At 51.0% G+C, this 12,523-nt stretch carries 6 protein-coding genes; 1 reads left to right on the top strand and 5 read right to left on the bottom strand.

Features of this window, described 5'->3' with window-relative positions; translation table 11 throughout:
- Positions 1-208 precede the first annotated feature (208 nt).
- The gene (locus AC50X8_RS16665) at positions 209-1,105 is read left to right on the top strand and encodes an RCC1 domain-containing protein (protein WP_494880466.1); all 897 of its coding nucleotides are present in this window, start codon (positions 209-211) and stop codon (positions 1,103-1,105) included.
- A gap of 98 nt (positions 1,106-1,203) precedes the next feature.
- Here the strand turns inward: AC50X8_RS16665 and AC50X8_RS16660 are convergent, their stop codons facing one another.
- From AC50X8_RS16660 to AC50X8_RS16640, 5 genes are all read right to left on the bottom strand, one after another.
- Positions 1,204-6,780 (bottom strand): X2-like carbohydrate binding domain-containing protein, encoded by a 5,577-nt coding sequence (locus AC50X8_RS16660; protein ID WP_494880464.1) that lies wholly within the window; start codon positions 6,778-6,780, stop codon positions 1,204-1,206.
- A 115-nt stretch (positions 6,781-6,895) separates the two neighbouring features.
- Positions 6,896-8,563 (bottom strand): extracellular solute-binding protein, encoded by a 1,668-nt coding sequence (locus tag AC50X8_RS16655; RefSeq protein WP_056032604.1) that lies wholly within the window; start codon positions 8,561-8,563, stop codon positions 6,896-6,898.
- Positions 8,564-8,661: 98 nt separating this feature from the next.
- Positions 8,662-9,585 (bottom strand): carbohydrate ABC transporter permease, encoded by a 924-nt coding sequence (locus AC50X8_RS16650; RefSeq protein WP_494864583.1) that lies wholly within the window; start codon positions 9,583-9,585, stop codon positions 8,662-8,664.
- 18 nt (positions 9,586-9,603) lie between these two features.
- Positions 9,604-10,539: an ABC transporter permease gene (locus AC50X8_RS16645; RefSeq protein WP_081418547.1), complete on the bottom strand. Its 936-nt coding sequence runs from the start codon at positions 10,537-10,539 to the stop codon at positions 9,604-9,606.
- Positions 10,540-10,865: 326 nt separating this feature from the next.
- Entirely contained in the window at positions 10,866-12,500 is a 1,635-nt protein-coding gene (locus AC50X8_RS16640; RefSeq protein WP_494864580.1) for an extracellular solute-binding protein, read from the bottom strand.
- Between the last annotated feature and the right edge of the window lie 23 nt (positions 12,501-12,523).

The raw sequence follows: 12,523 nt of genomic DNA, 5'->3' as shown, positions 1-12,523 counted from the left end.
CGACGGGTTACGGACCCAGGGGAACGACCGATCTGCCCCGGCTACTGACAAATACACCACCAAAATAAAAAGTGGTCAACCAGTAATAACTGGCTGACCTCATAATACGACAGGTAACGATAGTTTAGCGACCCAGTTGAGGTGTTTGCGAAGTTCGCAAGGAGCATGAACTGATAAAAAATAGGTCTTGTTTTCAAGGAGGTAAATCATGGATTACACTTCACTAATTGAAGCGGCGTTAATGGAGAAGCGGTGGCCTAAAGATACCATAGCAGCTGGTCGGCGTCATTCTGTTGGTCTTAAATCGGACGGCATGGTGACGGCTGTGGGCGATAATAAATATGGCCAATGTGATGTGAGCAGCTGGCGCGATATGGTGGCGGTTGCGGCGGGTAATGTGCATATGGCAACGAACACGGGTAATGCTCATACCATCGGGCTTATATCGAACGGCACGGTGACAGCTGTAGGTTGGAATAAGCATGACCAATGCGATGTAAATGACTGGCGCGATATTGTAGCGGTAGCAGCGGGTTGGCGTCGTACCATTGGGCTTAAATTGGATGGCACGGTGGTGGCCGTGGGTCGAAATAATGAAGGCCAATGCAATATAAGCGGCTGGCGGGATATGGTGGCGCTAGCGGCGGGTGACTGGCATACTGTCGGGCTTAAGTCAGATGGCACGGTGGTGGCCGTGGGTAATAATCGATATGACCAATGTAATGTAAGCGGCTGGCGCGACATAGTGGTGACGGCAGCGGGTTACCTTCATACCGTTGGGCTTAAATCGGATGGCACGGTGGCAGCTGTGGGTTGGAATAAGCATGACCAATGCGATGTGAGCGGCTGGCACAGTATGGTCGCGATAGCGACGGGGAGTAATCATACAATCGGGCTTAAATCGGACGGCACAGTGGCGGCTGTGGGTTGGAATGAGCATGGCCAATGCAATGTAAGTGGCTGGCGGGATATAGTGGCGGTTGCGGCAGGTTGCGCTCATACTCTTGGCCTTAAATCGGATGGCACAGTTGTAGCTGTGGGTGATAATGAATACGGCCAGTGCGATGTAAGCGGCTGGCATGGAATCCAACTTCCCGGCAATTAGTTGAACAGAATAAGGTGCAGTTACTAAGGTAGCTGCACCTTATTTCTATTAAGCTATCGAGAAAACGGGTCCCCTGACAGCAGGAGGACCCGTTTCAACTATTCTAGCGATGCTGCAGCAATTGCTCCGAATGCCCAATGAGAATCTGGAACATCCTTCCATGATAATTGTGCCGAAGCGTTCGCATTTGGCCTACCCAGCACCTTGTTGATAATGGTAGCTGCTTCCGCACGTGTCAGCGCCTGATTCGGCTTGAACGTGCCATCGTTGTAGCCGTTAATAAAGCCGTGAGCCTGAACCTTCATAATATCTCTTTGCGCCCAATGCCCAGCAATATCGCTAAAACCTTTGCTGGATTGCGAGTCCGAATCGCTCACAAGCAATTGCGACACAAGCCGTGCCATCTCAGCACGCGTAACAGATTGGCCAGCTCTAAATGTCCCATTGCCATATCCCTTCATTAAACCCATCTGGGTCATGTCGGCTATATACTCCTTAGCCCAATACCCTGCAGCTACATCCGCGTAATTTATATTCGCCGTATCCGCCTTATGGCGCGTCAGTACACGGGACAGGATGGCGGCCATCTCCGCCCTTGTAATCCGATTGTCCGGCTTGAACGTGTCATCCTCGTAGCCTTTCATATAAGCGATGCCTAGACTAGACTGGTCCAGCCCCGATATATGAAGCAGCGTGAACAAGCTGAATTGGGTTACGGTAAATGCAAGTCCTTTGTCGCCCTGATCGTTGTAGGGTACGACAGTCCCCCTGAGCAGCTCCTTCGTTCCGTCGCTATGCTCGATATACACGGCTAGATTTTGCCACTCTGCTTCCTCAAGCTTAATGCCCTTTAACGGTAAAATAATCGTAACTTCCGCATTTTGCAAATTGGTTTCAATGTTCATCGGACGACCAACAACCGTCGCCTCACCATCACCCGTGACAATGCTGACGGCTGCTTGGCGATTCGCCTGACCAGCAAGCTCCTGCTGCTTAACAACGTCCTTCATTGGTGCCAGCTTAAAATACAGCTCCTCCTGCAACCCCGCTAATGTGCCGCTGCCGACCGCAATAACAGCATTAGCAGTAGATAACTGCAGCCCAACCTCTGCTGTCGTCAAGGTTTTGACCGCATCCTTGGGAAGCTTAAACGCTGTTTCACCAACTTCATCCAGCGTGTCTGGAATGATAATGTTCACAGCCTTCGCACCTGATGCCGCCGCGCTTGCCGCCGCTTTGCTAGCCTCCTCTGCTGTCAGCGCAAGCTCATCTTGCTTGCTGCCGCCCACCTGCTTCGTTCTGTTGATGGTCTTTTTGATTCCATTCCCTACCTCAACTGTAATTAGCTCCGATGATGGAGCCGTACCGTTTCCCCCCGATGCGGGAGGAGCATTGGTTGCGCCTCCCCCTCCGGCTGGTGCTGGTGTTGGCGTCACTGTTGGCTCCGTTGACGGTACTGTTGTCGGCGCACTGGTTGGCGTCGTTGTAGGCTCCGTCGACGGTACGATTGATGGCGTACTAGTTGGCGTTGCCGATGGCTGCGGCTGACCACTCACTGCAAACTTAACACCGTCCAGCAGCATGTAATCCCCTGATTTTTTCACCGCTTTAATCGTATGAACGGTGTCAGCCAGGTCGGTCACGGCGTAAATCTCCTGCTGCGTCAATCGGCTTGCATGGACTGCGCTAACCGTTTGTTGGAAGATGTTATCGATGTAAATATCAACATCTCCCTGAACGGATGATTTTGGCGCAATCAAGGCAACACCTGTACCTGTAAACGAAAACTCGGCATAATCCCCATTGTTCATTGTACGGTGCAGATCGTTGTGGTAATCGCCACGGTAAGAGATGGCTAAGCTCACAGCTCCATCAGGCTGCGATGCCAAATATTCCTTCTTGATCGTAATGTCACTGCCCGACACGGTATAGTCCACACCAGCGGTGAGCATTGCATTGCCATTTTTCACACCCAGCAGATTGCTTCCATCGACCTGAAGCGTTGTTGTTATATCCGACTGCGCGGTTTTGTCAAAGCTGCCCGTATCCGGGGTAATCATATCCGCCATTCGGAATTTCAATTGGTCGAGCAGCATGTAGTAGCCGGATTTTTTGACCGCTTTGAGCGTATGCTCGCCCAGTGTCAGGCCTTCGGCAACAAATACGGTCTGATTCACCTGGCGGCTAGGATAATACGTGCTGACCGTTTGCTGGAATACGCCATCAATATAGATGTCCATATCGCCTTGGGACGAATCTTTTTCGGTTATGAACGTAATGCCTGTGCCCTCAAACGTATATTCTAAATAATCGCCCGTCGTCTCCGTGTAATGGACGTCGTCCTTATAATCACCGAGACCTCTGTTGCGACCATGCTGCCAGGCGCCCTTATACGAAATCTCGCTGTCATCGTTGTTGATTGCCACATAGCGGCCTCTGGAAGAATCGCTAATGGCAACGGCCAGCGTTTGCTCAGCACCGCCACTGAAGGACAACGTCAAATTCGTCATGCCATTTGGCATTTGGGCAAGATAGCCCTTGCGAATCGTAAGCTGGTCTCCGGCAAATTGGTAGTCCGTACCCTCTTGCAGCGCTGTCGCGCCATTAGCAATTCCAGTTAGCGTATTGCCGTTCAAACTAACCGTCGTCGCATTATCTGCCTGAGCCGCCGCTTTATGATCAAAGCTTAGTGTGCTTGGGCTAATCGTACTGTTCTGCCCAGTGGTGTCGGTGATCTCGATGGCCAGCGTCTGCGAAGCCCCCTCACTAAAATCAAAGCGCAAGCTTGTTGTGCCTAACGGCTGGCTGGCAAGGTACGCTTTGTGAAGAAGCACATCGTTGCCGGATACGGTGTAGTCCGTCCCCGCTGTCAGAGCCGCTGCATGGTTGCTGATGCCCAAGAGCGTGTTTCCGTTCAGCGTCAATGCCACAGCAACGTCGGTCTGGGCGGAAGCTTTTTTGTCAAAGCTCGCCTCTAATGGGCTAATCGTGCTGTTTGCCGCCGCCGAGTCACTGACAGCTACAGCGAGCGTCTGCACAGCCCCTCCTGCGAACGAAAACGTCAAGCTTGTTGTACCAATTGGTTGTGCCGCCATATATTCCTTCTTCAAGGTAATGTCATTGCCAGATACGGTGTAATCTGTTCCCTCTGTCAGAGCTGCTGCACCGTTTGAAATGCCGCCGAAGCCGCTGCGAGCTCCTGTCGTCGTAAAGACCAAATCTGCCTGCTGACCCGCTGCCTTGTCGAATCCGCCGCCCGCTGCGCTTACAAGATCAGGCAGAAGTACCCGCAGCTTATCGAGCAGAAGAAAATAACCTGATTTTTTCACCGCTTTAAGGGTATGCGTACCGTCAGCCAGGCCAGTGATGTTAAACACAGGCTTCTGCGCCAGTCTTCCGATATGGTACGTGCTGATCGTCCGTTGAAATTGATCATCGATATAAATGTCGATTTCACCTTGGGATGGGTCAAGCTCCGTAATAAATTCAATTCCCGTGCCTGTGAACGTATACGAAAAATAATCGTTGTCATTCGCTTCGGCATAATGCACATCATCCATATAATCGCCAAGTCCACGATTCCAGCTGCGATTCCAACCTCCAGTGTAGACGATGGATGAATCATCATCGTTCAGGGTGAACGATCCGCCAACTGCTGTATCCTGAATGACAAGCGATACCGTCTGTTCCGCTCCCGCACTAAAGGTAAAGGTGAGTGCCTTCGTTCCCGCCTGCTGCGCAGCAAGCCACGGTTTCTTGAGCGTCAGCGTATTGCCGCTTACGGTATAGTCAGTTCCTGCTGCGAGCGTATTGCCATCATGCTTGACGTCTGTCAGCGTATTGCCATTGAGCGCCGTTGTGAGCGTTACATCCGTTTGCGCAGACGGCAACAAATCGAAGCTGACCGTTGACGGAGTCACCCGGCTGTCTCTAATGGTCGAATCATTAATCGCAATAGATAGCGTCTGCGGCAATCCGCCGCTAAATGCAAAGGAGAGATTCAGCGTACCAACTGCCTTGCTCGCCAAATACTCCTTTTTAATCGTCACCTCGTTCCCGTTCACCACATAATCCGTACCTGCCGTTAACGCTGTCCCGCCCGCCGAAATACTGGCCAGCGTGTTGCCATTCAGCGTCAATGTCGTTGTGACATCAGCCTGCTCGGATTGCTTTTTATTGAAGCTGGCCGTTGAAGGAGCGATGCTGCTGCTCTGTGCTGCCGCATTGCCTACATCGATAACGAGGTTTTGTGCGCCGCCGGCAAGCTCCTGCCCTCCATTGCGCGTCCAATCCCCCGTATACTTAAAGCCAGTATCGTCATCGTTAGCGATTGAAGTTCCGCCAAGCGACGTAACCTTCAGCAATCTCGAACCATGCGAAGCCAAATTTGCCGAACTGTAGCCTGAGTTAAATGTACCTAAATCCTGATGCGTCCACAGATCGCGTACCTTGGCTGGCCCCTCCAGTCCGATATCGCTCCAGTCCACGTTTACCGTTGCCGCCGAATTTCCCAGATTGAACAGTCCAACGGTATAGGTGCCATCGCCATTGTTGGCATACCATACTTGCTGCTCGGCAGCTGTAGATACGGGATGTCCCGGTCTGCCCGCCTGATTAACAGCGATGACCTCTTCATTGGTCAATAGCTCAAGTCCATAAGCATCGAGGTTGGTCATGTCATTGCCAATGTACAATTGCGCGGATGAAAGCGCCCAGAACGACATGGCCGTTCTGCGCTCATCCTGCGTCAGGCCATCCATCGAGCCATTTCCAACATTCAAGGAATCGAAGTCATTCCAGCCGCCCGGCCCGGCATGGCGCCAAAATTGCTCGGCTTTCGGGAAGAGACGGGCAATGCTTGACCATACCGTCAAGCCGCCAGTGCCGCAATAACACTCCACATCCCAATCTACGCGCCAGCCGTTGGCGTATTTTTTCCAGTAGTCGATGTATTTGATGTCCAGCGCCCATGAAAGCTCCAGCCAAATATTGTGCGGCTTAAGCGCCTGCGACCATGCTTTGACGTCATCGCGCGCATCAAGCGACAGGTCCGATATGCCAGAACCCGGCGTCACACTGTCGAACTTGAGGAAGTCAATTCCCCATTCGCCATATAAATTGGCAATCGAATCAATATACTTCTGTGCGCACGGCTGATTGAAATCGATTTTGTAGCCGAGACCCCAGTAGTCCGACTCTTGCAGCGGCTGCGCAGCAATATCCTGCATGGAGCAGCCCGACGCACCATAAATCGGCAGATTCTGATCGTACGCCTGCGGCGACATGCCCGGAATACCGTACAGCCCTACCTTTTGTCCGTTGTCGTGAATATGGTCGATCACTTCCTGCAAGCCGTTTGGATAAAGGGTCGTACTTGGAATCGGCCGCCCGTAGCCATCCATGTCACCGTTCCAGGCCGCATCGATATTAATGTATTCATAGCCGTAAGGCTGCAGCTTCTCGTGCATCGCATCGGACTGCGCCTTGATTTGATCAGCGGTAATCCAGTGGCCGTTGTTCGTATACACCTGCATGCTGTAGCTGCTCCAGCCCATGTAAGGCTTCTGGGCAAGTCCATTGTCCGCAGCTTTCGCTACATTTCCGTAAGGCGCTACCAGTCCAAGCTGCATCGTGAGCAGAACGACAACGAGCAGCCAAGGCTGTATTTTTTTCATGAATGGGATCATAATTAAGCTCCTTTTTCAGAAAATAGGACCAGGCCATTATCTCGCAATAATAACCTGATCCTGTCCGTTCTATGTTGCTAATTAATCCGCTGTATCCGCTGTATTATTTAAACGACGCGTCATATGCTTTCTGCAAAATTTCCAGATAACGATCGATTTTCAGATCCTTCAAGCCTTTCACATAAGCGTCCCAGTCCTTCTCCAAGCTTTTGTTGCCGGTAATAAATTGCAAAGCGTTCTGCTCAATGTAAGATTTAATGTTCGTTTGCAAAATGCTTACTTCGTCCACCTCGTTCTGATCGACCCAGATCGACCACAGCGGGAACAGCTCCTTCGGCTCATGGCCTTGGTACAGCAGTGTCGCCTGATACAATCTGCGCTCGTAGCTGGCGGAATCATAAATATCCGTCCCTTGAACGAAGCTGTCCCGGTACTCCTTCGGCATATAGAAATGGGCGGTTCCGCTCCAGCCCGCGTTGCGAGGGGCTTCGCCTTCAGCGGCAGGAATCGTGGCAATTTGCGGTATTACGCCTTCGCCAAGCGCAACCTCGCCATCCTTCGGCTTTCTCCAGTCAATGCCTTCCATGCCGGAGGCGCCATTGGTCTGGCCTTCTTGCGTGAACATATAATCGACTAGCTTAATCAAGGCGATTTTCTGCTCTTCGGATGCTTTATTCGTAATGACAAACTTGGCGCCAGGAGCCACGCCTCCCCCATCATGCGTTGCATAGGAGCCATGTGGTCCAGTAAGCGGCGGTACCGGATTGTAATCGGCCGAATTTTTGTTGCCAGCGTCGATATTTATGAAAATAGCTGGGTGCATGCCCGCTCCCGCGCCCAAAATTTGCGAATCGCCGTTTTCGCCGATTTTTTTGAACGCTTCCGCGTTTTGCGCGAATGCGCCCGGGTCAATCAGCCCTTCATCATACAGGGATTTGATATAGCTCAGCCCTTCTTTCCATTCCGGCTTCACCGCCGCCGATTCCACCTTGCCGCCCGTCATGTTCAAATAGTTGCGATCATCATCGTAGACGAAGCCGTTCATTAGGAATGGAATAACACGTACGCCAAAATCCTCGATCGAGCCGCTGAGCGGCACTTCGTCGGCAACTCCGTTGCCATTTGGATCTTGGGTTTTGAACGCCTTCAGCACCGCTTTAAATTCCTCCGGCGTCTTCGGCATTTCAAGCTGGAGTTTATCCAGCCATTTCGTGTTGATCCACATTTTGTTCGGATACGAGCAATGGAAACATTGGCTGTATGCAACAAGACCATAAATATTGCCGTCAGGGGCAGTATTAAACGCTTTCAAATCTGCGTCCTTTTCCATGGCAGCTTTGATGTTCGGCGCATATTGCTCAATCAGGTCGTTCAACGGTACAATCACGCCCTGCTTGCCGTACTTCAATACATCAGCCTGCGAAAATTGATCGATATAGCCCGGAAGCATGTAAGCATCCGGATAATCGCCGCTTGCGAGCGAAATTTGGCGTTTTTCCTTTGCCCCGTCCGGTGGTGTCGTATCAAACTTAAACTTCATATTGAACTTCTCTTCAACGAATTTGGTGAACTTGTTAGTCGTCAGATCAATGCCCGACTCCTGCACGGCAAACATCGTAATTTCAACCGGTGCGGTGCTTCCCGTCTCTTCCGATTGCGAATCAGGCGCAGTCGTCGCGCTGCCCGCGGGCTTATTGTTCTGCGAGCATGAAGCAAGCATCATGCTAACTACCACTGCAATGGCGAGCAGGCCTAACAGTCTCTTCTTCATTGTTGTTCGCTCCCTTTTCATCTCATAATAATGGCTGTCTGCCTTGCATTTGCGCTTCCGATCCCAAGCCTCACCTCCCTTCATTCTCCAGTTGAGCATCAGCCCTTGACCGAGCCGACAAGCATGCCTTGCACAAAATACCTCTGTACGAACGGATAAATGATAAGCACCGGCAGCGTAGCTACGACGATCAGCGAGTATTTCAGCAGCTCGGATAGCTGCTGGCGCTCCACTTGCTTCAGGGCGTCCGTCACGCCTGCGGTATTATTCATAATGATGATGCTGCGCAGCACAAGCTGGAGCGGAAACAGATTGGCTGACTTCAAATAAATAAGCGCATCGAAATAGGCGTTCCACTGGCCTACCCCATACATCAAGAACAGCACGGCGAGTATCGGCTTGGACAAGGGAATGACGACGCTGCGCATAAACCGGAGATCGCTGCAGCCATCAATTTCGGCCGCTTCCATCAACTCATCGGGAATCGACGACTGGAAGAAAGAACGGGCGATGATCACCTGCCATACCCAGATCGCATTCGGAATGAGCAGCGCCCAGCGCGAGTCGATCATGCCGAATTCTTTGACTACCATATAAGTTGGAATGAGGCCGCCGCTGAATAACATGGTGAACGTGATCAGCATCATAATGACGCCACGGCCAAAAAAGGTTTTGCGCGACATCGGATACGCGATCATAACCGTCAGCGCTACGCTAATCAGCGTTCCCGCCGTCGTATAGAACAACGAATTGCCATAGCCCGTCATAATTTGCGGGGTATTGAACAACACCTCAAAGCCGCGGAAGGAAATATCGACGGGCCACAGCCAGACACGTCCAGAAGTCACCGCGGCCGGGCTGCTGATCGAGCTGCTCAAAATATAAATAAGTGGATAAATGACTGCGAGCAGCACAAGTGAAAGCACCGTATAAATGATGAACAGGAACAGCCTGTCACCAGCCGATTCTCTGATTTTCAGCCTGAACGGCCGTTGCTGCCCTGCTGGTTTTGTTGCTGCCATAGGCGTACTCCCCTTCTTCTACCAGATACTCGATTTCGTTAAGCGTTTGGCCAAGCCATTCACCGTAACCAACAACACCAAATTAATAAGCGAGTTGAACAAGCCGACTGCGGTTGCAAAGCTGTAATTGGCATTAAGCAGCCCAATTCGATATACATAAGTGGCAATAATTTCTGAATGAACCATATTCAGCGGATTTTGCAGCAAATATATTTTCTCGAACCCAATCGCCATCACGCTGCCCACATTCAAAATGAGGATTATCGTAATCGTCGGCAGCAGGCCGGGAATGTCCACATGCACAATCTTTTGAAAGCGCGAAGCGCCGTCCACCTTGGCTGCCTCATACAACGTTGGATCGATGCCCGCCAGCGCCGCCAAATAAATGACCGCCGAATAGCCTGCCGTCTGCCAAATATCAGACCATACATAGATCGAACGGAACATGCTGGCCTCGCCGAGAAAGTTGATGGAATCCAAACCAAAAAAATTCAGAGCCACATTGGCAAAGCCAAGCCGCGGCGCAAGAAACAGCATAATAATCGATACCATGACGACCGTCGAGATAAAATACGGCGCGAAAGTAACGAGCTGGACCAGCCGCTTGAATCTGCCACTGCCCACCTCATTTAACATAAGTGCCAGCAAAATCGGCACCGGGAAACCGGCGAGCAGCAAATAGCCGCTGACGAAAATGGTGTTTTTGACGAGCGGCCAGAACATCGGATTATCAAAAAACAGCTGAAAGTTTTTGAAGCCTACCCACGGACTGCCCCAGATCCCTTTAATGACGTTATAGTCCTTGAACGCCAGCACCGCATTAAGCATCGGATAATATTTGAATATAAGGAAAAACAACACCGGCGGTATAACAATCAAATAGAGCTGCCAATGTTTCCTTAAGCTTCTTGCCGCTTCCTCCGTCACTCTTCGCTTAACACCGCCGTTTAACATTTGATGCTCCAGTACAACCTCTTTCTCCAGAACAATCCCCCCTAAGTCACTGCCTGATGATGAATGATAGCGCTTTCTATACGCTTGATCATAGGGGATTCAGCCTCGCTTGCGACAGGTACACTTGCGTCGTTTAGCGTACAATAACGCCATTTTCAGGGGGACAATTGGCTGTGGGGCGTACATTTTGCGGCAGCTTCGGGGGAAGCAAGTGAGGATAGGCTTAATCTAAAGCAGTTGGTCTGAACTAACCTTTTGTCCTGACCTATTCAATAACAACGGACATACGAAAAAAACCGGCTCAACCATCAGCCGGTTTACAAATTTTATTTTTTATATAGATCATAAGCCCTTTGCATAATCTCCACGTACCGCTGAATTCTCATATCACGCAAGCCTGCTACATAGCCGTCCCAATCGTTGTCTAAATCCCAATCGCCTGTAATGAAGCGCAATGTGCTTTGTTCGATATAATTAGTTAAATTCGTATGCAATATGCCAGCCTCGTCCGCTTCGGCCGGGTCCAGCCATAACATCCAGAAGGGAAAAATATCTTTAGGCTCATGCCCTTCATACAGCCTCGTGGCTTCATAGAGCCGGCGCTCATAGCCATCAGGCGTATACATATCGCTGCCCGCTACCCAGCTATCGCGATACTCCCGAGGCATATATAGATGCGCCATCCCGCTCCAGCCGGAATTGGTCGACTCTGCTTCATTGATTAGAATGAGGCTTGTGAACAACGGCTTGACGTCTGCACCAAGCGCCTGTTCCCCGGCTTGCGGCTTTCGCCAGCCAATGCCTTCCAAACCGTTTTGCGACGTCGTTTGTCCTTCTGGGGTGTACATATAGTTAATGATTTCGATTAATTTGCGCTGCGCCTCCTTGCTCGCCCGGTTCGTGATGACAAACTTGGCTCCAGGCTGCATACCGCCCCCTTGATAGGTAGCATAGGAAGCATAAGGTCCCGCAAGCGGTGGAATCGGCACATAATCGTTCATGCTCTCGCCTGCGAAAATAGCGGGATGCATCCCAGCCGCCACTCCCAGCATAGGTGCACCATCATTGTCGCCGATTCTTTTTAAAGCTTCCGCATTTTGAATAAAAGCTCCCGGATCAATCAGCCCCTCCTTGTAAAGCGATCTGATATAGGCCAGCCCATCCTTCCAACGCGGCTTATCCGCAGCCGTCTCAACCTTGCCACCTTCCAGCATTAAATAATGGCGATCATCATCATAAATAAAACCGTTCATTAAATACGGAATCATTCGCACGCCAAAATCCTCGGTCGAGCCGCTGAGCGGAACCTCATCAGCCAAACCATTGCCGTTGGGATCCGAGCTTTTGAACGCCTCCAGCATTTCCTTAAATGCCTCGGTTGTCGTTGGTACATCCATCCCTAGCTTCGCGAGCCATTTGACATTTACCCACATTTTGTTCGGATAGGAGCAATGGAAGCATTCGCTGTAGGCTGGCAGCCCGTAAATGTTCCCATCAGGAGCTGTGCTGAGCGCTTTGAGCTCCGAATGCTCCGTCATAGCAGCTAACACATGGGGAGCATATTTCGCAATTAACTCATTTAAGGGCAGGATAATGCCTTGCTTGCCGTACTTCAGCAGATCCGATTGCGAGAATTGATCCATATAGGCAGTCAGAAAATAGGCATCCGGATAGTCGCCGCCTGCAAGCGATATTTGCCGCTTTTCCCTTGCCCCGTCTGGTGAAATAACTTCCCAATTGAAATGCACGTTAAATTTTTGCTCCAGATAACGAGTGAAATCATTTGTCTGAAGCTCAATTCCCGGCTCCTGCAAGGCAAATACATGCAGCTCTGTCGGCGCTTCCTCATGCGTGCCTTCATCTCCGCTCACAGGTTTACTCTCTTTAGCAGAGCATGAGACGAGGAGCAACAGCCCCACAAGCATAAGCACAAGGACAGCCATGCCGGTCCGGATCTTCATTTCTCCTTCACTCCCTCCACGCC

The organism is Paenibacillus sp. JT22N15 (genome assembly GCF_059383755.1).
This window is presented reverse-complemented; position numbering and strand designations above follow the sequence as displayed.

What these genes read in the sequence shown, in the direction of transcription:
- AC50X8_RS16640 (WP_494864580.1), bottom strand. Translation starts at nt 12,500, where the DNA reads ATGAAGATCCGGACCGGCATGGCTGTCCTTGTGCTTATGCTTGTGGGG.
- AC50X8_RS16660 (WP_494880464.1), bottom strand. Translation starts at nt 6,780, where the DNA reads ATGAAAAAAATACAGCCTTGGCTGCTCGTTGTCGTTCTGCTCACGATG.
- AC50X8_RS16665 (WP_494880466.1), top strand. Translation starts at nt 209, where the DNA reads ATGGATTACACTTCACTAATTGAAGCGGCGTTAATGGAGAAGCGGTGG.
- AC50X8_RS16650 (WP_494864583.1), bottom strand. Translation starts at nt 9,585, where the DNA reads ATGGCAGCAACAAAACCAGCAGGGCAGCAACGGCCGTTCAGGCTGAAA.
- AC50X8_RS16655 (WP_056032604.1), bottom strand. Translation starts at nt 8,563, where the DNA reads ATGAAGAAGAGACTGTTAGGCCTGCTCGCCATTGCAGTGGTAGTTAGC.
- AC50X8_RS16645 (WP_081418547.1), bottom strand. Translation starts at nt 10,539, where the DNA reads ATGTTAAACGGCGGTGTTAAGCGAAGAGTGACGGAGGAAGCGGCAAGA.